19 protein-coding genes are annotated in these 24,920 nt (G+C 67.2%); 7 read left to right on the forward strand and 12 right to left on the reverse strand.

From position 1 onward, the window contains the following. The first annotated feature begins 18 nt into the window (after positions 1 to 18). Positions 19 to 1,194 (forward strand): acetyl-CoA C-acetyltransferase, encoded by a 1,176-nt coding sequence (locus ACO227_RS00175; protein ID WP_423604294.1) that lies wholly within the window; start codon positions 19 to 21, stop codon positions 1,192 to 1,194. 222 nt (positions 1,195 to 1,416) lie between these two features. Beyond that, the gene (locus ACO227_RS00180; protein ID WP_423604296.1) at positions 1,417 to 4,653 is read left to right on the forward strand and encodes a TonB-dependent receptor domain-containing protein; all 3,237 of its coding nucleotides are present in this window, start codon (positions 1,417 to 1,419) and stop codon (positions 4,651 to 4,653) included. 107 nt (positions 4,654 to 4,760) lie between these two features. On the opposite strand, the gene ACO227_RS00185 is transcribed toward ACO227_RS00180, so the two are convergent. From ACO227_RS00185 to ACO227_RS00195, 3 genes are all read right to left on the reverse strand, one after another. Continuing rightward, entirely contained in the window at positions 4,761 to 5,171 is a 411-nt protein-coding gene (locus ACO227_RS00185) for a hypothetical protein (protein ID WP_423604298.1), read from the reverse strand. Positions 5,172 to 5,247: 76 nt separating this feature from the next. Continuing rightward, the gene (gene alr, locus ACO227_RS00190) at positions 5,248 to 6,282 is read right to left on the reverse strand and encodes an alanine racemase (RefSeq protein ID WP_423604300.1); all 1,035 of its coding nucleotides are present in this window, start codon (positions 6,280 to 6,282) and stop codon (positions 5,248 to 5,250) included. Positions 6,283 to 6,317: 35 nt separating this feature from the next. Next, positions 6,318 to 7,919, reverse strand: a complete 1,602-nt coding sequence (locus tag ACO227_RS00195) for an MFS transporter (RefSeq protein WP_423604302.1) — start codon at positions 7,917 to 7,919, stop codon at positions 6,318 to 6,320. Here ACO227_RS00195 and ACO227_RS00200 point away from each other — a divergent pair. Both ACO227_RS00200 and ACO227_RS00205 read left to right on the forward strand, forming a co-directional pair. Next, positions 7,893 to 9,473: a phospholipase effector Tle1 domain-containing protein gene (locus ACO227_RS00200; protein WP_423604304.1), complete on the forward strand. Its 1,581-nt coding sequence runs from the start codon at positions 7,893 to 7,895 to the stop codon at positions 9,471 to 9,473. The two genes, ACO227_RS00195 and ACO227_RS00200, sit on opposite strands and share 27 nt — an antisense overlap. Before the next feature lie 48 nt (positions 9,474 to 9,521). Beyond that, complete coding sequence (locus ACO227_RS00205; protein WP_423604305.1) at positions 9,522 to 11,144, forward strand: NAD(P)/FAD-dependent oxidoreductase; 1,623 nt, start codon at positions 9,522 to 9,524, stop codon at positions 11,142 to 11,144. Positions 11,145 to 11,360: 216 nt separating this feature from the next. Here the strand turns inward: ACO227_RS00205 and ACO227_RS00210 are convergent, their stop codons facing one another. The 5 genes from ACO227_RS00210 to ACO227_RS00230 form a co-directional block, all read right to left on the reverse strand. After that, positions 11,361 to 12,695 carry a cation:proton antiporter gene (locus tag ACO227_RS00210; RefSeq protein WP_423604307.1) on the reverse strand — a complete coding sequence of 445 codons (1,335 nt, stop codon included), beginning with the start codon at positions 12,693 to 12,695 and terminating at the stop codon, positions 11,361 to 11,363. Positions 12,696 to 12,814: 119 nt separating this feature from the next. Continuing rightward, positions 12,815 to 15,430, reverse strand: a complete 2,616-nt coding sequence (gene metH, locus ACO227_RS00215) for a methionine synthase (protein ID WP_423604308.1) — start codon at positions 15,428 to 15,430, stop codon at positions 12,815 to 12,817. A gap of 98 nt (positions 15,431 to 15,528) precedes the next feature. Then, a complete protein-coding gene (locus ACO227_RS00220) occupies positions 15,529 to 16,575 on the reverse strand; it encodes a homocysteine S-methyltransferase family protein (protein WP_423604310.1) in 1,047 nt (348 codons plus the stop codon). Continuing rightward, positions 16,572 to 17,489 (reverse strand): methylenetetrahydrofolate reductase, encoded by a 918-nt coding sequence (gene metF / locus ACO227_RS00225; RefSeq protein WP_423604311.1) that lies wholly within the window; start codon positions 17,487 to 17,489, stop codon positions 16,572 to 16,574. Before metF ends, ACO227_RS00220 begins: the two co-directional genes overlap by 4 nt. Next, positions 17,486 to 18,445 (reverse strand): ArsR/SmtB family transcription factor, encoded by a 960-nt coding sequence (locus ACO227_RS00230; RefSeq protein WP_423604313.1) that lies wholly within the window; start codon positions 18,443 to 18,445, stop codon positions 17,486 to 17,488. The genes metF and ACO227_RS00230 overlap by 4 nt, the downstream gene beginning before the upstream one ends. 142 nt (positions 18,446 to 18,587) lie before the next feature. On the opposite strand from ACO227_RS00230, the gene ACO227_RS00235 reads away from it, so the two are divergent. Next, the gene (locus ACO227_RS00235; RefSeq protein ID WP_423604315.1) at positions 18,588 to 18,722 is read left to right on the forward strand and encodes a hypothetical protein; all 135 of its coding nucleotides are present in this window, start codon (positions 18,588 to 18,590) and stop codon (positions 18,720 to 18,722) included. 15 nt (positions 18,723 to 18,737) lie between these two features. On the opposite strand, the gene ACO227_RS00240 is transcribed toward ACO227_RS00235, so the two are convergent. The 3 genes from ACO227_RS00240 to ACO227_RS00250 all read right to left on the reverse strand — a co-directional run bounded on the left by ACO227_RS00240 (position 18,738) and on the right by ACO227_RS00250 (position 21,358). Next, positions 18,738 to 19,760 carry a glycosyltransferase family 4 protein gene (locus tag ACO227_RS00240; RefSeq protein WP_423604317.1) on the reverse strand — a complete coding sequence of 341 codons (1,023 nt, stop codon included), beginning with the start codon at positions 19,758 to 19,760 and terminating at the stop codon, positions 18,738 to 18,740. An 11-nt stretch (positions 19,761 to 19,771) separates the two neighbouring features. Next, entirely contained in the window at positions 19,772 to 20,656 is an 885-nt protein-coding gene (locus tag ACO227_RS00245; RefSeq protein WP_423604319.1) for a UDP-2,3-diacylglucosamine diphosphatase, read from the reverse strand. An 84-nt stretch (positions 20,657 to 20,740) separates the two neighbouring features. Beyond that, positions 20,741 to 21,358: a glutathione S-transferase family protein gene (locus ACO227_RS00250; protein WP_423604321.1), complete on the reverse strand. Its 618-nt coding sequence runs from the start codon at positions 21,356 to 21,358 to the stop codon at positions 20,741 to 20,743. Positions 21,359 to 21,582: 224 nt separating this feature from the next. Here ACO227_RS00250 and ACO227_RS00255 point away from each other — a divergent pair, with 224 nt between their 5' ends. After that, on the forward strand, positions 21,583 to 23,592 hold the full coding sequence (locus ACO227_RS00255; protein WP_423604323.1) for an alpha/beta hydrolase: 2,010 nt from the start codon (positions 21,583 to 21,585) through the stop codon (positions 23,590 to 23,592). Here the strand turns inward: ACO227_RS00255 and ACO227_RS00260 are convergent. After that, positions 23,589 to 24,593, reverse strand: a complete 1,005-nt coding sequence (locus ACO227_RS00260) for an NAD(P)H-quinone oxidoreductase (RefSeq protein WP_423604324.1) — start codon at positions 24,591 to 24,593, stop codon at positions 23,589 to 23,591. The two genes, ACO227_RS00255 and ACO227_RS00260, sit on opposite strands and share 4 nt — an antisense overlap. A 132-nt stretch (positions 24,594 to 24,725) precedes the next feature. Here ACO227_RS00260 and ACO227_RS00265 point away from each other — a divergent pair, with 132 nt between their 5' ends. Beyond that, positions 24,726 to 24,920 carry a DUF1192 domain-containing protein gene (locus ACO227_RS00265; RefSeq protein WP_423604326.1) on the forward strand — a complete coding sequence of 65 codons (195 nt, stop codon included), beginning with the start codon at positions 24,726 to 24,728 and terminating at the stop codon, positions 24,918 to 24,920.

Here is a 24,920-nt window from a genome sequence, read left to right on the forward strand (position 1 = left end):
AACCGGAGTCCCGCACCCATGACCGAAGTCGTGATCACCGCCGCCAAGCGCACCCCCGTCGGCAGCTTCCTCGGCGCCTTCGCCGCGACCCCCGCGCACGAGCTCGGCCGGATCGCGATCGAAGCGGCGTTGGAGCAGGCCGGGGTCAAGGGCGAGGAAGTGTCGGAGGTGATTCTCGGCCAGGTGCTCACCGCCGCGCAGGGCCAGAACCCGGCGCGCCAGGCGTCGATGGCGGCGGGCGTGCCCAAGGAAGTCCCCGCCTGGGGCCTCAACCAGGTGTGCGGCTCGGGCCTGCGCGCGGTCGCGCTCGCGGCGCAGGCGGTGCAGACCGGCGACGCCACGATCGTCGTCGCCGGCGGGCAGGAATCGATGTCGCTGGCGGCGCATGCGCAGTCGCTTCGCGCCGGCGCCAAGATGGGTGACGTCGGGCTGATCGACACGATGATCAAGGATGGCCTGACCGACGTGTTCAACGGCTATCACATGGGCATCACCGCCGAGAATCTCGCCGAGCAGTACCAGGTGACCCGCCGCGAGCAGGACGAGTTCGCCGTGCGCTCGCAGAATCTCGCCGAGGCCGCGCGCTCGGAGGGCCGCTTCAAGGACGAGATCGCGCCGGTCACGATCAAGGGCCGCAAGGGCGACACCGTGGTCGAGCAGGACGAATATATCCGCGCCGGCGCCACGCTCGACAGCGTCGCCGGCCTGCGTCCCGCCTTCAAGAAGGACGGCACGGTCACCGCGGGCAACGCCTCGGGCCTCAACGACGGCGCCGCGGCATTGGTGGTGATGAGCCGCGAGGAGGCCGAGAAGCGCGGCGCGCCGGTGCTCGCCACGATTCGGAGCTGGGCGACCGCCGGGGTCGATCCCTCGATCATGGGCATCGGCCCGGTCCCCGCGTCGAAGAAGGCGCTGGCGAAGGCCGGCTGGACCGTCGCCGATCTCGACCTGATCGAGGCCAACGAGGCGTTCGCCGCGCAGGCGCTGTCGGTCGGCAAGGAGCTCGGCTTCGATCCCGACAAGGTCAACGTCAACGGCGGCGCGATCGCCATCGGCCACCCGATCGGCGCCAGCGGCGCGCGCGTGCTCACGACTCTGCTGTACGAAATGCAGCGCCGCGATGCGAAGAAGGGGCTGGCGACGCTGTGCATCGGCGGCGGCATGGGTATCGCGATGTGCGTCGAGCGCGCCTGAGTTCAGGCGCGCATCTTCGCGTGCGCAACAATCGAAATGCCGCAGCTTCCGCTGTGATTTTTTCGTTACACTCTGCCCTATGTTGCATTGCACAAATGTGACATTCACGCCACACCGCCGTCATAAATGCAGGCTCGCGGGCAAGCTTTCCTTGCCACAGGATGAACAAGACGGTTTCCTATGAAACGGACCGGCATTCAGCCGGGAGCATAGGGGATTCAAATGAACATCAGCCGCCTTCTGACGGCGACCGCGCTTGCCAGCGCGGCTTTCGCCTTTCCGCAGATCGCATATGCCCAGGACGAAGCAGCTGCGGCGACCGAGGACTCGGAAGAGACCGTCGTCGTTACCGGGTCGCGCATCCGCCGCCCCAACGACGAATCGGCTGCACCGATCACGACGGTTACGGCTCAGGAAATCTTCGACAGCGGTCGCGTTTCGGTGGGCGACGTCCTCAATGACCTGCCGCAGCTTCGCTCGACCCTAGGTTCGCAGAACTCGACCAGCGGTCTCGGCACGCGCGGCTTGAACTTCCTCGACCTGCGCGGCCTCGGGCGTTCGCGCACGCTGACCCTGATCAACGGCCGCCGTCAGGTTTCGGCCGACATCATCAACGGCGTGTTCTCGAACCAGGGCTCGTCGATCGACATCAACACGATCCCGACCGACCTGGTTCAGAGCATCGACATCCTGACCGGTGGTGCCTCGGCGGTCTACGGCTCCGACGCCGTCGCCGGCGTCGTCAACTTCGTGCTGAAGACCGATTTCGAAGGGGTCAAGGTCACCGGCCGGACCGGCATCAGCAAATATGGCGACGCGGGCAACCAGTATTTCTCGGTGACCGCGGGCACCAACTTCGCCGAGGGCCGGGGCAACGTCGCGATTAGCGCCGAATTCGCCCACCAGCAGGACTATTACGCCTCCGGCCGCTGGAACCTGCGCCAGAACGACGCCTTTGTGGTCGTCGATACCGACGGGTCGCCGTCGGCGGACAATGTGTTCGATCGCGTCTTCTATCGCGACCTGCGCAGCACCACGATCTCGCTCGGCGGCCAGCTCGGCTTCCGCTACGCCAACACGCCGACGGCGCCGTGCGGCGTCGATGCGGTGGGATCCTCCTTCACCTGCGCCTATCTGTTCCAGCCGGGCGGCTCGCTCGTCCAGCAGAATGGCCTGCGCGTCGGTCTCGGCCCGAACGGCAACTTCGTCGGCGGCAACGGCACGACCAGCCGCGAAGGCGAGCTGGTCGCGCTGTCGCCGGATCTCAAGCGCTATGTCGTCAACCTGATCGGTCACTTCGAGGTTTCGCCGGCGTTCGTGCCGTTCGTCGAAGCGAAGTATGTCCGTACCGAAGCGTTCGGCTCGCAGAGCGGTCCGTTCTTCTCGCAGGGCCAGACGCTGGGTGACAACACGGCGATCGCCGGTTTCTTCGATCGCTCCTACGGCAGCACGACCGGCGCGGTGAACCGTGAGGGCATCCGCCTCGACAACCCGTATCTGACGGCGCAGGCTCGTGCGATCATCACGCAGCAGCTGACGGCGGCGATCAACTCGGGCGTGAACCCCAACACCGGCGTTGCGTTCGGCACGACGGCGGCGGGCCTCGCCAACCAGGCGGCGTCGCTGGCGCAGGTCACGGCGGGCACCTACCGCTTCTCGCTGCGCCGCAACTGGCTCGACCTCGGCGCACGCGACGAGCAGATCAAGCGCGACACCTACCGGATCGTGGCGGGTATCCGCGGCGATTTCTTCGACGACTTCAATTACGAAGTGAACGTCAACTATGGCGAGCACCACGAGACCAACGTCATCACGGGCAACGTCAACCGTCAGCGCCTGCTGCTGGCGATCGATTCGACCACCAATGGCGCGGGCCAGATCGTCTGCCGCTCGCAGGTGACGCCTGCCTATGCCGGCCTCGACCGCGCCGGCAACCCGACGCAGCTCGCCGCCGACGTGGCCGCCTGCGTCCCGCTGAACCCGTTCGGCGAAGGCTCGGTGTCGCAGGCCGCGAAAGACTATCTGCTGATGGACACGCGCGCCGAGGGCAAGACGACCCAGTTCGTCGCTTCGGCGTTCGTCGGCGGCACGCTCAGCAAGCTGTTCGATCTGCCGGGTGGTCCGATCGCGTTCGCCATCGGCGGCGAGTATCGCCGCGAAACGCTGGCCTATGATCTCGATGACCTGACGTCGGCGGGCTACGCCTTCTACAACGCGCTGCCCGAATTCGACGCACCGGCGTTCGAAGTGACCGAAGCGTTCGGCGAGCTTTCGCTGCCGCTGCTCAAGGACATCTTCCTGATCAACGAACTGACCATCCATGGGTCGGGCCGGATTTCGAAGTACAAGGGCAACGACGATCTGACCTACACCTATGGCGGCGACGTCGTGTGGAAGCCGATCCCGGATCTGGCGATCCGCGGCGCCTATGCGCGTTCGGTCCGCGCGCCGTATATCGGTTCGCTCTACACGCCGCAGGCCCAGAACTTCCTGGGCAACGCGACCGATCCGTGCTCGGCGCGAAACATCGGCGCGGGCTCTGCGACGCGTGCGGCGAACTGCGCGGCGGCCGGTCGTCCGGGCGGCACCAGCGCCGCTGCGGGCACCTATGACTTCGCCTACACCTCGTCGCTCGAATATCGTAACGGCGGCAACCCGGACCTAAAGCCTGAAAAGTCCGACTCGTACACGGTCGGCGCGGTCCTGCAGCCCCGCTTCGTGCCGGGTCTGTCGATCTCGGCCGACTATTACGACATCCAGGTGAACGACGTCATCTCGACGGTCGCTGCGCAGACGGTCATCAACCAGTGCTACGACTCGCCGACGCTCGACAACCCGTTCTGCCCGCTGTTCCAGCGTGCCGGCTCGGGCGGCGGCCCGCGTGGTGAGCAGGAGTTCCGCATCCTGGAAGGCTCGCTGCTCGCGGCGCCGGCAAACTACGCGAAGTTCAAGGTTCGCGGCATCGACATCAACGCTGCCTACAACCACCGCTTCTCGTGGGGCGAAATCGCTCTGAAGGGCGTGTACACGCACGTCATCCAGAACGACGCGTTCCAGGATCCGACTCGCCCGAACTTCAAGAACGTCTTCACCGGCGAACTGGGCGATCCGCAGGATGCGTTCAACATCAGCGCGGACGGCAAGTTCGGCAAGGTGCGCGTCGGCTATTCCATGCGTTGGCTGGGCAAGCAGTATCTCAACACCTGGGAAGACTATAATGCCGTCAACGGCCAGCCGGCTCAGAACACCGACTATGCCGATATCAAGATGTACCCGGTGGTGACGTATCACGACATCCGGCTGGGCTATGACGTCAACGAGCAGTTCGAGTTCAACCTCGGCGTCAACAACATCGGCGATACGGTTCCGCCTTACGGCTTGACCGGCGTCGGTGCCGGCTCGGGCATCTACGACAACCGCGGCCGCTTCTTCTATATCGGCGCGACCGCGAAGTTCTGATCCGTCGCAACAGATCGAACGAATTCGGGGCCGGAAGGAAACTTCCGGCCCCGTTTCTATTCCACGTTCAGGAACGTTTCTCGCTCAGCTGGACAAGCCAGCCGCCGTCACCGCGCCCCGGTCTTCACTCGCGTATAGGGCACGAAATCGCCGAGCACCGCAAAGCCGCTCCACATGCGCGAGCTGCGGTCGATCAGGTCGACCTTGTCGACGTTGCACAGCTGGCTGCCATAGATCTTGGTCAGCAGGATATCGTCGTCGTCGAGCTGGTCGGCGCCCGAACGCGGGCGGTTGACGTAGAGCTTCGAGCCGCTGCGATAGACGATCGCGGTCTTGTCGATGATCGTGCTGTTGTCCATCGCGTGCGTCGGCAGGCACTTGACCGGCTTGCCGGCCACGCGGCCCTCGAGCATCTTGGCCAGCTCGGCTTCCCCCTTGGGATATGCCTTTTCCTCGGCCATCGCGGCACCGGGAAGCGCCAGCAGCGCGAGCGAGGCGGCAGTCAGCAATGCGCGCATCTCACTTCTCCTTCAAACTAGTGTGAAGAAGATGGTGCCCGATTGCCCCTTTCGCAACGCTGAACCGTTCGCCGCTCTATTCCCACAACCGGTCGAACCGCGCGCCGAGCCCGGTGATCAGCTCATATTGCGACAGGCCCGAACGCGCCGCGGTCTGCGGCAGGCTGTAGTCGATCGTCACCCAGTCGCCCTCGGCCAGGTGCGGCGCACCGCTCATGTCGAGCGCGGTCAGGTCCATCGACACGCGCCCGATCACGGGCAGCTCGATATCCCCCGCCCATGCCAGCCCCTTGCCCGAGAAGCAGCGCAGATAGCCGTCGGCATAGCCGAGGTTGACGATCCCCACCTCGGTATCCGCCGGTGCTGTCCAGGTCGCGTTGTAGCCGACGCTCTGCCCCGCCGGGACCAGCCGCCGCTGGAGCAGCTGCGCCTGCGGGAACACCACCTGGCGGATCTGCGCCGCGAACGCCGCCGCCTGCACCCCGCCATAGAGCGCGATGCCCGGCCGGGTGAGGTCGAAGGCATAGTCGGCGCCCAGCGCGATCCCCGCCGAATTCGCAAGGCTCATCCGCTTCGCCGCGGTCCGCCCGGCGAGCGCCGCGAAGCGCTCGCGCTGCAGCGCGTTGAGCGGCACGTCCTCGTCGGCGCAGGCGAGATGGCTCATCAGCGTCTCGACCGTTAGCCCGTCGAGCAGGCCGGCCGCGACATCCTCGGGCCGGATGCCGAGGCGGTTCATCCCCGTGTCGACCATCACGTCGCACGCCCCGCCGCCGGCTTCGCGCCAGCGCCGCACCTGCTGCACCGTGTTGAGCACCGGCCGCGCCGATCCCGCCGCCAGCGCGGCCGGCAGATCCTCCTCGCGCACGCCGTGCAGCACCGACACCGCCACGCCGAGATCGGCAAGCGCCAGCGCCTCGCGCCAGGTGGCGACGAAGAAGTCGCGGCACCCCGCCCCCGCCAGCCGCCGCACCACCTGCTGCGCGCCCAGCCCATAGCCGTCCGCCTTGACCGCGGCGCCGCACGCCGCCGGCCCGCTCGTCGCGGCGAGGAACCGCCAGTTGGAGACCAGGGCGTCGCCGTCGAGGCGCAAGCGAAGGGGCGCGGGAATCATCCCCTCCGGTTAGGGACGCTTCCCCGCCGCCGCAATCACGCGTTCTTGTAGAGGTCGCTTTCCTTGAGGAAGAACAACGTCACGAGCAGCGCCATCGCCACCACGATCCAGGTGTACCACAGCCCCGAATAGGGGTCGCCGCTCCTCGCCACCATATATTGGCTGATCAGCGGCAGGAATCCGCCGAAATAGCCGGTGCCGACATGATAGGGGATCGACATCGAGCTGTAGCGGATGCGCGGCGGGAACAGCTCGGCGAGCAGCGCCGCGACCGGGCCGTAGGTCGCGCCCGACAGCGCCGCCAGCGCGACGATCGCGAGCAGGATCAGGACGATGTTGCCCGCGCTCGGCACCACGCGGTCGAGATTATAGCCCGCGTCCGCCAGCGCCCGGTCGATATCGGCGGGCTCGGTCGAGATCACCGGCACCTCGCCGATCGCGACCGCCGCCGACGGCGTCTGCGCCTTGGTATAGGGAACGCCCTTCTTCGAGAGATAGTCGAGCAGCTGGCCGCACGTGTCCTTCTGCCTGCTCGCGAACGGATCGTAGCTGCAGTCGGGGCCGGAGACGACCACGGGCGCATTGCGCGCGGCGTCCGCGAGTCCGGGGTTGGCGGCGCTCCCCATGACCCAGAACAGGGGAAACAGCAGCAGCAGCGTGAAGCCGTAGCCGATGATGATCGGCTTCTTGCGCCCGATCCGGTCGGACAGCTTGCCGAACAGGATGAACCAGAACAGCCCCGCCGCCGCGCCGCCGCCCGCGAGCAGCTGCGCCGTCACCGTATCGACTCGCATCGTGCCCTGGAGGAAGGACAGGACCGAGAAGGTCGCGGTGTACCAGATCACCGTCAGTCCCGCGGCGATCCCGAACAGCGCCACGAACAGCCGCTTGAGGTTGCCGGGATAGGTGAAGCTTTCGAGGAACGGGTTCTTGGCGGTCTCGCCCGCTTCCTTCATCGCGCGGAACACCGGGCTCTCGTTGAGCTTGACGCGCATCCACAGCGAGATGGCGAGCAGCGCGATCGAGAAGATGAAGGGCAGGCGCCAGCCCCACGCCTCGAACGTCTCGGGCGTCGTGCCGAAGCGCGTCCCCAGCACCACGATCAGGCTCAGCACGAAGCCGCCGCCGACGCTCGCCTGGATGAAGCTGGTGTGATAGCCGGCGCGGCCCTTGGGCGAATGCTCGGAGACGTAGATCGCCGCGCCGCCATATTCGCCGCCCAGCGCCAGCCCCTGCAGGATGCGCAGTCCGATCACGATCGCGGGCGCCGCCGCGCCGATCGATGCATAGGAGGGCACGAAACCAACGCCTGCCGTCGCGATCCCCATCAGCGTGATCGTGACGAGGAAGGTGTATTTGCGGCCGAGCTTGTCGCCGAGATAGCCGAACAGCACCGCGCCGAGCGGGCGGAAGCCGAAGCCGACCGCAAAGCCTGCCCAGGCATAGAGCGCCTCCATCACCGGATTGCCCGTCGCGAAGAAGGTGCGGCCGATGATGCCCGAGGCGGCGAGCGTGCCGTAGATGAAGAAGTCGTACCATTCGAACACGGTGCCGAGCGACGATGCGGTCACCACCTGCCGCATCTCGGCCTTGCTCGGCTCGTGCTCCGGTTGGATCTCTTCCGCCACGGTCGCCATCCAGAATCCCCCAATCCCGTTTGGCGCAAGGGTTTAACGCGTTGTCTAGGACGGGCAAGCAATCCGTTGCGGAGCCTTCTTTCGGTTGGCCCCGATCCCCGTTTGTTCTATGGCTGGTGGAAACAGAGGAGAGCGATGATGCGGCGCTTGGTTTTCTGTTTCGATGGTTCCTGGAACAAGCTGGATACGAAGAAGCACCCCACCAATGTCGTGCTGGTGGCGGAGAGCGTGCTGCCGGTCGACAACAAGGGCATTCATCAGATCGTCTATTATGACGAGGGCGTCGGCACCGCGCCGAACGAAACTTTTCGCGGCGGGGCCTTCGGCAAGGGCCTCAAGCTGAACATCCGGGAAGCCTATCGCTTCCTGATCTTCAACTACCAGGCGGGCGACGAGATCTTCGTGTTCGGCTTCAGCCGCGGCGCCTTCACCGCGCGCTCCTTCATCGGGTTCATCCGTTGCGCCGGAATCCTGAGCGTCAACGATGCGAACCAGATCAGCGAGGCCTGGGAACTCTATCAGCGTCATGCGGTCCGCGCGGACGACGATCCGGACGAGATCCTCGAGTTTCGCGCCAAATACTGCCCCGCGATCTGCATCAGCGAAAGCGAGCGGAAGTGGCGCGCCGCCAATGGGCGCGCCGATGGAGCCATCCTGCGCATCCGTTACTGCGGCGTGTGGGACACGGTGGGTTCGCTCGGGTGGAAAGTGGTCCGGGCGGTGTTCGATCGAAGCCCGGACAAGAGCTATTCCAGGCACGACACCGAACTCAGCGCGACGGTCGAGGCGGGGCGCCATGCCCTCTCGATCGACGAGCGCCGGTGCGTCTTCATGCCCACCTTGTGGCGCAACGTGCGCGACCTCAACGCGCGCGCCGGCAAGGATCACTATGCGGAGGATGCGCCGTTCCAGCAGAAATGGTTCGCGGGCGATCACGGTTCGGTCGGCGGCGGCGGGCCGGAACGCGGCCTGTCCAACGCGGCGCTGCACTGGGTGCTGCGCGGCGCGATCGACCAGGGGCTCGATGTCCGTATCGACGGGCGGTCGCAGTTGCGCGACATCCGCTACAACGCCTCGGCGCCGCTGCACAACACGCCGCTGGAGGGCGGGAATCCGATCGGGGACGCGTGGATGCGGCTGAAGGCATGGGCGCTGACCGGGGATCGCTCCGGCCCCGACGAGATCAACGACCTGCATCCCTCGACGCTTCGGCGATGGTTCCTCCCGGAGGATCAGCTGCCCGAGCGCAAGCCCTATCGCCCGAAACCGCTCGCCCGGCTGAAGGACGAGATCGAGAAGGCGCGCGATACCTATGTGCCCATCGAGACCAAGGCCGAAGCTCGCACCCATGTCGTGGCGCTCAACGACACCCTGGGCAGGATCGCGAGGAAATATCTGGGCGATGCCAAGCGCTATCCGGAAATCTTCGAGCTCAACCGCAGCGTGCTCGATTCGCCGGACGACGTGTTTCCGGGCCAGGTCCTGGTGATTCCGCCAGCCCCTCTGGACGTGGCGGGTGCCGGGCCGCCGTCTCCGGCCCCGCCCTCGCCCTGACGGTTCCCGGCCTTCCCGCCCGGCCGATTAGCCTCTACTGCCCCGCGGATGCTGCGTCTCTCCGGCCTTTCCCTTCCGCTCGACCATGCGCCCGACGCGATCGCGCCCGCCATCTGCCGGCGGCTGGGCATCGCGCCCGCCGATCTCGTCGCCTGGACGCTGTTCAAGCGCGGCAACGACGCCCGCCGCCGCAACGCGATCCAGCTCGTCTACACGCTCGACATCGACCTGAAGAACGAGACCGAGGTGCTCGCGCACCTCGCCGGGGACAAAGATGTCCGCCCTACCCCGGACATGGCGTACCGCCCGCCCGTCACCGCACCCGGAGGCTGGTCGGGCCTGCGCCCGGTGGTGATCGGCGCGGGTCCCTGCGGCCTGTTCGCCGGCCTGATCCTGGCGCAAATGGGCTTCCGTCCGATCATCCTCGACCGCGGCAAGATCGTGCGCGAGCGGACCAAGGATACCTGGGGCCTGTGGCGCCGCGCCGAGCTCAACCCCGACAGCAACGTCCAGTTCGGCGAGGGCGGCGCGGGCACCTTCTCCGACGGCAAGCTCTATTGCCGGGTCAAGGATCCGCGCTTCCTCGGCCGCAAGGTGCTGGAGGAGTTCGTGCACGCCGGCGCCCCCGACGACATCTTGTGGGAGGCGCATCCGCACATCGGCACCTTCCGTCTCGTCACCATGGTCGAGAGCATGCGCCGCTCGATCGAGGCGCTGGGCGGCGAATATCGCTGGCAGACGCGGGTCGACGATCTCGAGCTCGAGCGGCTGCCCGGCGGCAAGCGGCTGCGCGGGCTCCATCTCCACGACGGCGGCTTCCTCGAAGCCGATCATGTCGTCATGGCCGTCGGCCACAGCGCGCGCCCGACCTTCGAGATGCTCCACCGCCGCGGCGTGTTTCTCGAAGCCAAGCCCTTCTCGATCGGCGTGCGCATCGAGCATCCACAGAGCTGGGTCGACCAGGCGCGCTACGGCAGCTGCGCCGGCCACCCGGACCTCGGCGCCGCCGCCTACAGCCTCGCCCACCACGCCTCGAACGAGCGCACCGTCTACAGCTTCTGCATGTGCCCGGGCGGGCGCGTCGTCGCCGCGACCAGCGAGGAGGGCCGCGTCGTCACCAACGGGATGAGCCAATATTCGCGCGCCGAGTTCAACGCCAATTCCGGCCTCGTCGTCGGCATCGATCCGGCGCGCGACTATCCCGACGGCCCGCTCGCCGGCATCGCCTTCCAGCGCCATTGGGAAAGCCTCGCCTTCGAGGCGGGCGGCCGCAACTACCACGCCCCCGGCCAGCGCGTCGGTGACTTCCTCGCCGCCCGGCCCTCGACGCAGCTCGGCGAGATCGTCCCCAGCTACAAGCCGGGCGTGACGATGACTGACCTGTCGCGCTGCCTCCCCGCCTTCGCGGTCGAGGCGATCCGCGAGGCGCTGCCCGTGTTTGGCCGCCAGATCGCGCGCTACGACCATCCCGACGCGGTGATGACCGGGGTCGAGACGCGCACCTCCTCCCCCGTGCGCATCACCCGCGGCAGAGACTTCCAGAGCCTCAACGTGGAGCGGCTGTTCCCCGCGGGCGAGGGCGCGGGCTATGCCGGCGGCATCCTCTCCGCCGCGATCGACGGCATCAAGGTCGCCGAAGCCGTCGCGGCGAGCATCACCGCTGCGCGATAGCTCCCACACCGGCTAGGGCAGCGCGCCTACGATCGCGGCACACGAGTCGCCACACTCCCCGTTCATCACCGGACAGGTGAACGCGCCGATGCGGGAAAAGCCAACATGTTGTGCGACATGTTCCACTTTTCCTCTCGCAATCTGCCTCGCCGCCGCTCTCCCATAACCGCTCGAAAGCACGCATTTCCGCGGCTTTCGCACGGTTCCACGTAGAACCTATTTGGTTAAACTCGGCGGATTGATGCCGCATGGGGCGTTCAGCCCGGATTGAACCTCTTCCCCCTGCTCCGCGCCCAGCTCGCCCAGCGAGCCCTCGGCGCGCGCCTTGCGGCCATAGACCAGCTCGAACAGCGGCGAGGCCATCAGCGTGGTCACGATCGCCATCAGCACCAGGATCGAGAACAGCGCCGGGGTGATGATCCCGCGCTGAAGCCCGATGTTGATGATGATCAGCTCCATCAGGCCGCGCGCGTTCATCAGCGCGCCGATCGCCATCGCGGTCGGGTTGTCCTGCCCGGTCAGCCGTGCCGCGCCCCAGCAGGCGACGCCCTTGGCGGCGATCGACGCGACCAGGATGCCGCCCGCGATCAGGAACATCGACGGGTCGGCGAGCAGCGACATCTGGGTGTTGAGGCCCGAGAAGGTAAAGAAGATCGGCAGCAGCAGCACCACCGTCACCGGCTCCAGCATGCGCCGCACCTCGGTCGCGAACACGCCGCGCGGCATCACCGTGCCGAGCAGGAATCCGCCGAACACGGCGTGCAGCCCCGCCCAGTCCATGCCCAGCGCGGCGGCCGCGAACAGGATCAGCGTCACGCCGAGCAGCGACTGCGACACCTTGCCCTCGCGCGCCGCGATGCGCCCGAGCGGCGCGAGCAGGCGCGGCCCCGCGAACAGGATGAACAGGGCGAGCAGCCCCCCGCCGACGATCGCCTTGATCGCCACCATGGGGCCCGCGCCGAGGCTGGCGAGCACGATCGCCAGCACCGTCCACGCCGCCGCGTCGTCGATCGCGCCCGCCGACAGCGACAGCGTGCCCAGCCGGGTCCCGCTCAGCCCGCGCTCATGGATGATCCGCGCGAGCATCGGGAAGGCGGTGATCGCGATCGCCGCGCCCATGAACAACGTCGCCTGGACCTGGTCGACCCCGGCGGTGAACAGCCCCCCATTGGCGAGCAGCAGCGGCGCGATCAGCATCGCGATCAGGAACGGCGCCGCCATCCCCGCGATCGAGACCGAGGCGGCGCTTTTCACATTTGCGCGGAACTTGTCGCTGCGGAACTGCAGCCCGACCAGGAACATGTAGAGGCCGACGCCGAGCTGGGCGAGCACGAACAGCAGGGTGCGGCTGTCCTTGGGGAACAGCGCCTGCTGGATCTCGGGGAAGATCAACCCGAACAGCGACGGGCCGAGCACCACGCCGGCGATCATCTCGCCCACCACCTGCGGCTGTCCCAGCCACTTCCGCGCGGCCCAGCCGACCCCCCGCGCCGCCGCGATGATGATCGCGAGCTGCGCGAAGAAATAGATGCTGAGCTCCGCCGGCGCCATCGACTTGCCTCCCCTGCCGGACTCGTGCGGCCCGTGCCTATGTCAACGTTATCATCGCCAACGGGTCGGAACGCAATTCACATTCGCAGCGGCAGGTTTTCAGAGGATCTCGAGCCCGTTCAGTCCAGGTTCGGCCGCAGCCAGCGCTCCGCCTGTTCCAGGCTCACCCCGCGCCGCGCGGCATATTCCTCGAGCTGGTCGCGGCCGATGCGCGCCACGCCGAAATACTCGGCCTGAGGGTGCCCGAAATAGAAGCCGCTGACCGCCGCGGTCGGCAGCATCGCGAAGCTCTCGGTCAGGCTGATGCCGGTGTTCTTGTGCGCATCGAGCATGTCGAACAGGATCGGCTTGAGGCTGTGCTCGGGGCAGGCGGGATAGCCCGGCGCCGGGCGGATGCCGCGATATTCCTCCTTGATCAGCGCCTCGTTGGTCAGCTGCTCGCCCTCGGCATAGCCCCACAGCGCCGTGCGCACATAGTGATGCAGCCGCTCGGCGAACGCCTCGGCCAGGCGGTCGGCCAGCGCCTTGAGCAGGATGTCGCTGTAATCGTCGATCGCGTTCTTGAAGCGCGCGAGATGCGGCTCGATGCCGTGGATGCTCACCGCGAAGCCGCCGATCCAGTCGCCCTGGCGGTCGATGAAGTCGGCGAGGCACATGTTCGCCCGCCCCTCCCGCTTCTGGATCTGCTGGCGCAGCATGGGGAGCGTCACATGCTTCTCGTCCTCGACATGGACGATGATGTCGTCGCCCGCGCGCCGGCACGGCCACAGCCCCGCGACGCCGCGCGCCGTCAGCCACTTCTCCTCGATGATGCGGTCGAGCATCTTCTGCGCGTCGGCGAACAGCGAGGTCGCGCTTTCGCCCACCACCTTGTCCTGCAGGATCGCGGGATAGACCCCGGCCAGCTCCCACGCGCGGAAGAACGGCGTCCAGTCGATATATTGGCGCAGGTCCTTGAGGTCCCAGTCGGGAAAATTGTGCACGCCGGGCATGCGCGGCTTGGCGGGCTTGAGGCTCATGTCCGCCTCGAATGCGTTGTCGCGCGCGACCGCGATCGGGACCAGCTCGCTCTGCCCCTTGTTGGCGCGGGCGATACGCACCGCCTCATATTCGTCGGCGACCTTGGCGACGTAATCGTCGCGGATCGTGTCGGAGACGAGCGTCGTCGCCACGCCCACCGCGCGGCTCGCGTCGAGCACGTGCACCACCGGCCCGTCATAGGCCGGCGCGATCTTGAGCGCGGTGTGGACCTTGCTCGTGGTCGCCCCGCCGATCAGCAGCGGCATCGTCATCTGGGCGCGTTTCATCTCCTCGGCGACGGTCACCATCTCGTCGAGGCTCGGCGTGATCAGGCCGGAGAGCCCGATCATGTCGGCATCATTCTCGTTCGCCGCCTCCAGGATCTTCGACCACGGCACCATCACGCCGAGATCGACCACCTCGAAGCCGTTGCACTGCAGCACCACGCCGACGATGTTCTTGCCGATATCGTGGACGTCGCCCTTGACGGTGGCCATCACGACCTTGCCCTTGCCCTTGGCGCCCGGCTCCTTCTGCGCCTCGATGAAGGGCAGCAGGTGCGCCACGGCCTTCTTCATCACGCGCGCCGATTTCACGACCTGCGGCAGGAACATCTTGCCGCTGCCGAACAGGTCGCCGACGACGTTCATCCCGTCCATCAGCGGCCCCTCGATCACCTCGATCGGCTTGGCCGCCTTGAGCCGGCATTCCTCCGTATCCTCGACGACATATTGGTCGATGCCCTTGACCAGCGCATGCTCGAGCCGCTTCTCGACCGCCCAGCCGCGCCACTCCGCCGCCTGCTTCTCGGCCACCGCGTCGGTGCCGCGGAACTTCTCGGCCAGCGCCACCAGCCGCTCGCCCGCCTCGGCGTCGCGGTTGAGGATCACGTCCTCGCACGCGGTGCGCAGCTCGGGGTCGATCGCGTCATAGACGTCGAGCTGCCCGGCATTGACGATCGCCATGTCGAGCCCGGCGGGGATCGCATGATAGAGGAACACCGAGTGCATCGCGCGCCGCACCGGCTCGTTGCCGCGGAACGAGAAGCTCAAGTTCGACAAGCCGCCCGAGAAATGCACGTGCGGGCAGCGCGCCTTGATCTCCTTCACCGCCTCGATGAAGTCGACGCCATAGTTGTTGTGCTCCTCGATCCCGGTCGCGACCGCGAACACGTTGGCGTCGAAGATGATGTCCTCGGGCGGGAAGCCGATGCCGACCAGCAGCTTGTAGGCGCGCTCGCAGATCTCGACCTTGCGCTGCCGCGTGTCGGCCTGCCCGACCTCGTCGAACGCCATCACCACCACCGCGGCGCCATAGGCCATGCATTTGCGCGCATGTTCGAGGAACTGGTCGACGCCTTCCTTCATGCTGATCGAGTTGACGATCGGCTTGCCCGAGACGCATTTCAGCCCGGCCTCGATCACGTCCCATTTCGAGCTGTCGATCATCACCGGCACGCGCGCGATGTCGGGCTCGGCGGCGATGAGCTTGAGGAAGGTCGTCATCGCCTCGTGCGCGTCGAGCAGGCCTTCGTCCATGTTGACGTCGATCACCTGCGCGCCGTTCTCGACCTGCTGGCGCGCGACCTCGACCGCGGCGGCATAGTCGCCGGCCATGATCAGCTTCTTGAACTTGGCCGATCCGGTGACGTTGGTCCGCTCGCCGACATTGACGAAGCTGGTGGAGGTGGTGGCGTTCAATTCAATCCCCGTCATCCCGGCGAAAGCTGGGATCTTTCTAAACTTGACGTGCGCCTGCCGCACCAGACCCAGCGTTGACCTTCGGTCGCCCTTCGGGTCGCTGGGGTGACGATTTAAGCCGCCATCGTGAACGGCTCGAGCCCGGCCAGCCGCGTGCGCACCTCCGGCGTCGGGATCGCGCGCGGCGGCAGGCCCTTCACCGCCTCGGCGATCGCCCGGATATGCTCCGGCGTCGAGCCGCAGCAGCCGCCGAGCACATTGACTTGCGCTTGCTCGGCCCACTCGCCGACCAGTCCGGCGGTGGTGGCCGGTGCCTCGTCATAAGCGCCGAGCTCGTTGGGCAGGCCGGCATTGGGATAGACCATGATCAGCGTGTCGCAGAGGCCGCTCAGCGTCTTCACGTGTGGCCGCAGTTGCTCCGCGCCGAACGAGCAGTTGAGCCCGATCGTCACCGGCTTGGCATGCCGCACCGCGTGCCAGAACGCCTCGACCGTGTGGCCCGAGAGGTTGCGCCCGGACAGGTCGGTCAGCGTCATCGACAGCATGATCGGCAAATCGCGGCCGAGTGCCTCGCCCGCCTCGATCGCGGCCATGATCCCGGCCTTGGCGTTGAGCGTGTCGAACACCGTCTCGATCAGCACGAAGTCGATCCCGCCCTCGACCAGCGCGTCGATCTGCTCGCGATAGACGTCCTTGAGGTAATCGAAGTCGATCTCGCGATAGCCCGGGTCGTTGACGTCGGGCGACAGCGACAGCGTCTTGTTGGTCGGCCCCAGGGCGCCGGCGACGAAGCGCGGACGGCCGTCCTTCGCCTCGAACTCGTCGGCGATCGAGCGCGCCAGCTTGGCGCTCTCATAATTGATCGCGTGGACCAGATGCTCGGCGCCGTAATCGGCCTGGCTGATCCGGTTGGCCGAGAAGGTGTTGGTCTCGGCGATATCCGCTCCCGCCTCGAAATAGGCGCGGTGGATCGATGCCGGCACCTCGGGCATGGTCAGCGCGAGGATGTCGTTGTTGCCCTTCTGGTCATGGCTGAGGCCGAGGTCGCCGGCATAGGCCGCCTCGTCGAGCTTCCAGTTCTGGATCTCGGTCCCGAACGCGCCGTCGGTGATCAGGATGCGCTTGGCCGCTTCCGCCAGCAGTTTCTCGCGCGCGGTCATGCCGCCTTCTCCCCAGCATTGTCGGTGGGCCGCACGCCCAGCAGATGGCAGATCGCGTAGCTCAGCTCGGCGCGGTTGAGCGTGTAGAAATGGAACTGGCGCACGCCGCCGGCATAGAGCTTGCGGCACAATTCCGCCGCCAGCGTCGCCGCGACGAGCTGGCGCGCCGCCGGGTGATCGTCCAGCCCCTCGAACAGCCGCGCCATCCACGCCGGCACCGCCGTGCCGCACATCGCCGACATGCGCACCACGCTGGCATAGTTCATCACCGGCATGATCCCCGGCACGATCTCCGCCTCGATCCCGGCGGCCGCAGCCTGGTCGCGGAAGCGCAGGAAGGTCTCCGGCTCGAAGAAGAACTGCGTGATCGCGCGGTTGGCGCCCGCATCGATCTTGCGCTTCAAATTATCGAGGTCGTGCGCCGCATCGGGCGAGTCCGGGTGGCATTCGGGATAGGCCGCGACCGAGATCTCGAACGGATGCAGCTTGCGCAGCCCGGCGACCAGGTCCGCGGCATTCTCATAGCCGCCCACCGGCGAGGTGAACTTGGCCCCCGCCGTCGGCGGATCGCCGCGCAGCGCGACGATGTGGCGCACGCCCGCCGCCCAATATTCCTCGGCGACCGCATTGATCTCCTCGCGCGTCGCCTCGACGCAGGTGAGGTGCGCGGCGGCCGCGATCGGCGTCTCGCGCGCGATGCGGGCGACGGTGTTGTGGGTGCGCTCGCGGGTCGATCCGCCCGCGCCGTACGTCACGCTGACGAAGCGCGGACCCAGCGGCGAGAGCGTCTGGATCGACTCCCACAGCGTCTCCTCCATCTTCTCCGTCTTGGGCGGGAAGAATTCGAAACTGACATCGATGTCGCCGGCCACGTCCGCGAACAGCGGCGCACCCGGATCCAAACGCACACTCATGCTGCCTTCACTTTCCCAAGAGCCTGGCCCGCCTTGCGCGCCAGCCACAATTTCACCGTCAGCTCGCCGCCCTCTAGCGTCTCGGTCATGACCGGCGCCAGATCCGCCGCCTCGAACCAGCCGAGCATCTGCTCGTCCGAGAAGCCGAGCCGTACATGCCCCTCGCGCTGGCGCAGTTCCTCGCGGTCGTGCGGGGCGAAGTCGGCGATCAGCAGCCGCCCGCCGTCGCCCAGTACGCGCGCCGCCTCGCGGATCGCCGCGCCCGGCTGCTGCGCGAAATGGAGCACATGATGCAGGATCGCCGCGTCCGCCTCGTCGTCCGCCATCGGCAGCGCATAGAGATCGGCCTGGCGCAGCTCGGCATTGGCGAGACCCTGCCCCGACAGCTTGGCGCGCGCGAGCCGCAGCATCTCCGAGCTGCGATCGATCCCGAGCGCGCTCTTCGCCCGCGGCGCGAACAGTTCGAGCATCCGGCCGGTGCCGGTGCCGATGTCGATCAGCCGCTCGATCGGAAGCTCGCCCAGCGCCGCGGCCATCGCCGCTTCGACCTCGCTCTCGGCGACATGGAGCGAACGGATCGCGTCCCATTCGCCGGCATGCGTTTCGAACCACTCCTCGGCCGCCGCGGCGCGATCGGCGCGCACCGCCGCCAGCCGGGCGCTGTCCGCCACCGCCCAGTGATCGGCATCGTCCGCCGACCAGGCGTCGAGCGCCGCCAGCACCGGCCGAACATGGCGATCGCTGCCCAGCGCGACGAACACCCAGCTTCCCTCCTTGCGCCGCTCGGCAAGGCCCGCGTCGCAGAGGATCTTCACGTGCCGCGAGACGCGCGGCTGGCTCTGGCCGAGCACCTGTGCGAGTTCGCCGACGCTGAGCTCCATCGAGCGCAGCAGCGCGAGGATGCGCAGCCGGGTCGAATCCGCGAGGGCGCGGAAGATTTCGAGCGCGATCTTCATGGGATTAGAGATATAAAGATATCTTTATATCAGGTCAACCACGGGAGCGTGCGAAGGCGGTATCGACGACAGCCCATAATCCACTAAGCTCCTGCGCGAACGCATATATCGCGATCCGCGGATTTGAAGGGGGAAAGATTTCATGACTGACCGCAAGGACGATACGCCGCCCAGCACCGCAAAACCGGCGAAGCTTCCAGCCAGGGGCAGGCTGGACGGCGCGGCGCCCGAGCCGGAAGCGCAGGACAACACGGCGAAGGGGCGGAAGGGCGGCTGAAGCTGCCGGTCCGGTTCAGGCGGCGCGCGCTTCCTCGATGATCGGCACCAGCGCCATCAGGAACTGGTGCGCGCTCGCTTCCCAGGTGAAGCTGCGGCCATAGTCGGCGCAGGCGGCGCGATCCTTGGTCAGCGCTTCGGCGATCGCAATGTCGAGATTCTCGGCCATCGCCCCGGTCTCGGGCGTCAGGATATCCACCGGTCCGGTCACCGGATAGGCGGCGACTGGCGTGCCGCAGGCCAACGCCTCGATCATCACCAGGCCGAACGTGTCGGTCTTGCTCGGGAAGACGAAGACGTCGGCGGCGGCATAGGCGCTCGCCAGCTCGGCGCCGAACATCGGACCGAGAAAACGCGCGGCCGGATATTTCGCCTGCAGCGACGCCCGCGCCGGGCCGTCGCCGACCACCACCTTGGTGCCTGGATGCGTCGAGGCGAGGAACGCCTCGAGATTCTTCTCGACCGCGACGCGCCCGACATAGAGTTGCACCGGCCCGTCGAGTCCCGCCATCGCCGGATGCGGCTCGAGCCCCGGGCGGAAGTTGGCGAGATCGACGCCGCGGCCCCAGTGCCGCACCTGGGTCAGCCCGTGATCGATCAGCGCCTGGCGGATCGACGGGGTGGAGGCGAGGATCGACTGCGCCGGCGCGTGGAACCAGCGAATATAGCGCCACACCCACTCCGCCGGCACGCCCGAGCGCGCCTCGACATAGTCGGGAAACTGGGTGTGATAGGCGGTGGTGAACGGGAAATCGTGGCGCAGGCACCAGCGCCGCGCCGCCACGCACACCGGCCCCTCGGTTGCAAGATGCACCGCATGCGGCGAGAAATCGTCGAGCAGGTCGCCGATCGTGCGGCTGCGGACCATCGCAAGGCGGATCTCGGGATAGGTCGGGCACGGCACCGAGTAGAAGCGGTCGGGCGAGATCACGAGCACCTTGTGCCCCTGGCTCTCCAGCACCCGGCGCACCGATTGCAGCGTGCGAACGACACCGTTCACCTGGGGCTCCCAGGCGTCGGTTACGATCGCGATCCGCATCTCCTCGTCACTCAAGCAGCAGCCAGCGCCTCGACCCGTTCCGGGGCCGCGTCGCGTGCTGCGATCTCGTCGGCCCAATGGAGAATTTCCATCCGGCCATCGTAATGCTCGACGAGCGCGGTGCAACCCTCCACCCAATCGCCGTCATTATAGTATTCGATTCCGTCGATCTGGCGCATCTCGGCGGTGTGGATGTGCCCGGCGATCACGCCGTCGACGCCGCGCGCACCCGCTTCCTTCGCGACGATTTCCTCGAAGTTCGAGATGAACTCGACCGCGTTCTTGACCTTCTGCTTGGCGTGCTTGCTGAGCGACCAATAGGGCAGCCCGCGCCAGCGCCGGTATTTGTTGCACCAGCGGTTCAACGCCATCACCGCGGTGTAGGCCGCGTCGCCGAGATGCGCGAGCCAGCGATGCGACAGGGTGATCGCGTCGAACTCGTCGCCGTGCAGCACCAGCAGGCGCTTGCCGTCGGCGGTCTGGTGGATCGCCTGGCGCTTGATCTCGACCCCGCCGAAGTTCAGCCCGGTAAACTGGCGGAAGATCTCGTCATGGTTGCCGGGGATGTAGATCACCCGGGCGCCGCGCTTCGCGCGCTTGAGAATGCGCCAGACGATGTCGTTGTGCGCCGCCGGCCAGTAGAATTTCTTCTTGAGCTGCCACCCGTCGATGATGTCCCCGACCAGGTACATCGTCTCGCTGTCGACGTGATCGAGGAAGTCGATCAGCATCTCCGCGTTGCAGCCGCGCGTGCCGAGATGGATGTCGGAGATCCAGATCGTGCGATATTGCTTCCGCCCGCCGATCACTCGCTCGGGAATCGCCGGATTGGAAGCCGTGAAATCTGCAAGATCGGTTGCCGCCGCGTCGAACGGAAGCCGAGTAATCGTGGCCATGTTAGCCCCGCGGTTAAGTCCTTGCCCGCGCTGCCTATGAATCGGGAATGTTACAGCTGGGCGCGTCTGGACGTCATCGCGGTGTCACGCAGTGATGGGAATATACCCCTCTTGCCCCTCGACCCGCGCGATCCATGCCCGAACTGCCGGCCAGGGTGACAGCGAGAAGCCGCCCTCTTCGGCGACATGCGTATAGGCGTAGAGACAGATGTCCGCGACGCTCGGCCGATCGCCGACGAGCCAGTCGCGCGTCGCGAGATGCGCATCCATCAGCTTGAGCGCCGCCTCGCCGCCCGCACGCTTACCCGGCAGCATCGCGCGCTGGAGGTCGGAGAGATTATGCTCGCCGACCAGGCTCAGCCAGAAGCGCACCGTCGCGATGTTGGGCTCGTGGTTATATTGTTCCCAGAACATCCAGCGCAGCATGTCCGCACGGTCGAACGGATCGGCGGGGATCAGCGCGCTGCCGTCGGCGACGTAGAAGGCGGCGGCATTGCTCTCGGGCAGGAAGCGGTCGCCGTCCTGCAGCACCGGGATGCGGCCATTGGCATTGACGTTGGACAGGAACGCTTCGGTCCGGGTCTCGCCCTTCAGGATGTCATATTCGCGCCGCTCGATCGGCTTGCCTGTCAGCGCCGCGGCAAGCCGGATCTTGTAGCAGTTCCCCGACGCGGCATATTCATGCAGGATCAGTTCGGCCATGATACTCCCCGGTTGAAGCGCGGATCGCGCGTGACGGCCCAGCCCTTAACCACGCATGCCGCACCCGGGAAGCGCAAGCTCACCAAGCGCCGACGCGCATCGACATACGTATTCACCGCCACCCTCGCTTTACCCGAATGCGACGCCTTCCTATCCCGCCGCCAGCGGCCGGCGACGGGCCGGACAACGGGAGGAAAGCGATGGCGGGACTTGCTGGCCGGTGGTTGCAGAGGCTTGCATTCCTGCTGCTCGGCATCGCCGCGATTGGCGCCGCCCAGGCCAGCCCGCGCCTTGTGCGCCACACGGCATTCCAGTCGAGCCATGTACCCGCCCGCGACGTCACCGTTTGGCTGCCCGAGGGCTATCGTGAGGATGGGCCGCCGCTTCCCGTCGTCTACATGCAGGACGGGCAGAATCTCCACGAGGATGCGCGCGCGTTCGGCGGGGTGAGCTGGGGCGCCGGCGAAACCGCCGCGCGCCTGATCCGTGAGGGCCGAATCCCGCGGGTGATCATCGTCGGCATCGACAATTCGGCCGCGCGCGGCCGCGAGTATCTGCCGCAGCGCATCTACGACCTGCTGCCCGAGGCGAGCCGCGCGATGCTCGACGCGGGCTGGGGCGCACCGCAATCCGACGCGTATCTCCGGTTCCTCGTGCGCGAGCTCAAGCCCTTCATCGACGCGCATTATCGTACCCGCACGGACCGGGCAGCGACCTTCGTCATGGGCTCGTCGATGGGCGGCCTCATCTCGCTCTACGCGCAAACCGAGTATCCCGAGGTCTTCGGCGGCAGCGCGTCGCTGTCGATGCACTGGCTGCTCGGCAATTCGAGCGCCCCGTTGCCGCCGCCTTCTCGCTACACCGGCCAGGTGCTGCGCGCGTTCGAGACCTATCTCACGCTCAGCCACCTCACGCCGGGGCGGCACCGCATCTATCTCGACCGCGGCACCGAGACGCTCGACGCTCGCTACGTCCCCTATACCGCGCCGTTCGAGGCGTTCATGCGGCGCGCCGGCTGGCGCCAGGGCGAACATTTCGACAGCCGCATCTATCCGGGCACCGATCACAGCGAGAAGGCGTGGCGGGCGCGGCTCGCCGATCCGCTGGCCTTCCTGCTGGCACCGCTGCTCTCACCGGAGGGCGGTGCCGAGACGCGGGCCGAAGCCGCCCGGCGCGCGCAGGTCGCCGCCGCACCGTCGCCCGAAGACTATCTGCTCGCGAAGTTCCGCAGCGCCGACATCGTGCTGCTCGCCGAGGACCACGCGGTAAAGCAGAACATCGCCTTCGTGATCAACGCGATTCCCCGGCTCTACGCCGCGGGCGTTACCAACCTGGTCATGGAATTCGGCGCCGAGGAGGACCAGGCTCGACTCGACCGGCTGGTGACCGCGCCTGCTTATGACGCGCGAACCGCCCGCGCCGTCATGTTCAACTACAATGTGATGTGGAGCTGGCAGGACTATCACGACATCTACCGCGCGGTATGGGCATTCAACCGCAGCCTGCCCAAGGGCAAACCACCGTTCCGCATCGTCAACATGAGCTATGTCTTCGACTGGAGCGGTTTCAGCGGACTCCGCACGCCCGCGACGATGCAGCAGGTGTTCCCGCGCGGAACGGCCGACCAGTTCCGTGCCGCGCTCGTCGCCCGGGAAGTGCTGGATCGCGGGGAGAAAGCGCTGGTGCTGACAGGCACCGTCCACGCCTTCACCCGGCATGCCGCCGGACAGATCCAGAGCGACGGCGACGGCTTCTGCCAGCGCACCGTCAATTCGCTCGGCAATCGGCTGCACGCGAGCCATGGCGCGCGGATCACCAATGTGCTGCTTCACCAGTCGCTGCCCGCACTGCCGGGACGGTCGCGGCCGTTCGAGCAGCCGGGTGACGGCGCGGTCGAGCGGGTCATGCTGCTGAACGGCAATCGGCCCGTCGGATTCGACCTGCGCCAGGCCCCGATGGGTGCGCTGCGCGACTATAGCTATTACGGCGTGTGCGACCGCGATCTCACACTCGCCGACCTGTTCGACGGCTATATCTTCCTCGCGCCGTTCAAGGCGCTGCGCGCGGCGACGCCCGATCCTGCCTTTGTCGACGAAACCAATATCGACCGCGCGATCGAGCAGTTCCCCGACCCCGACTGGTCACCCCGGCCGGCGAACCTGGCCGAGGCGCGGGCGCATTTGCTGAACATGGCGAGGCAGATCGACGCGCGCTACGCCGCGCTGGCGGACTAGCCGCCCGGAACGAGTACGATCTTCCCCATATGCGCGCCACTCTCCATCCGGCGGTGCGCCGAGGCCGCCTCGGCGAGGGGGAAGGTGCGGTCGATCACCGGCTTGAGCTTCCCCGCCTCGACATGCGGCCACACCGTGCGCGCGAGCTCGTCGGCGACGAGCGTCTTGAACGCCACGTCGCGCGCGCGCAGCGTCGAGCCGGTGAGGGTCAGGCGGCGGCGCATGATCTCCCACACCGGCACGGTCGCCACCGCCCCGCCCTGAACCGCGATCGACACATGGCGCCCGTCATCGGCCAAGCAGTTGAGGTTGCGCGCGACATAGTCGCCACCGACCATGTCGAGCACCACGTCGACCCCGCGCCCGCCGGTGATTGCCTTCACCCGCTCGACGAAATCCTCGGTCTTGTAGTTGATCGCATGATCGGCGCCGTGCGCGAGGCAGGCGGCGGCCTTGTCGTCACTCCCCGCCGTCACGATCACCCTCACGCCGAACAGGTTGCACAGCGATACCGCCATCGTCCCGATCCCGCTGGTGCCGCCATGGACCAGCGCGGTCTCGCCCTCGCTCGCATAACCGCGCTCGAACAGGTTGGTCCACACGGTGAACAGCGTCTCGGGCATCGCCGCGGCCTCGGCCATCGACAGGGCTCCGGGAACGGGCAGGCACGTGCCGATCGGAGCCACGGCATATTCGGCATAGCCGCCGCCCGCGATCAGCGCGCACATCGGCTGGCCGATCACCTCGGGCGGCACCTCCGCGCCGACCGCCACGACCTCGCCGGCGACCTCGAGCCCCGGAATGCTCGTCACGCCCGGCGGCGGGGGATAGGCGCCCATCCGCTGCACCACGTCGGGACGGTTGACTCCTGCCGCGGCGACTCGGATCAGCACCTCGCCCGGGCCGGGGGCCGGCACCGGCCGCTCGACCAGCGTCAGCACCTCGGCTCCGCCCGGCTGCGCCGGATCGACCGCCATCATCTGCTGTGGCACGCGCGTCATGCTATTCCCCCTTGCCGCCTGAATCGGGATCGGGAGGCACGACGTCAAGGCTTCAACCGCCCAATCTATCACCAGTTTTATCCCGCCGGGGCCGCTTGACTTTGCTCACGCGGCATCCGACGCTCCACCGTGATGGACGCCGACGATCTTCCGCGTCGCACCGACGACCCCGCCGCGCAGCTCGCGCGCCAGGACCTCGATCCCTTCTCTGTCGAGGAGCTGGCCGAGCGCATTCAGCTGCTCGAGGCCGAGATCGCGCGCTGCCGGGGAAAGATGGAGCGCGCCGTTAATCATCGCGCAAGCGCCGACGCCCTATTCAAGCGATGA

It is taken from the genome of Sphingomonas sp. MS122 (genome assembly GCF_049532975.1).
Lineage (GTDB): Bacteria > Pseudomonadota > Alphaproteobacteria > Sphingomonadales > Sphingomonadaceae > Sphingomonas.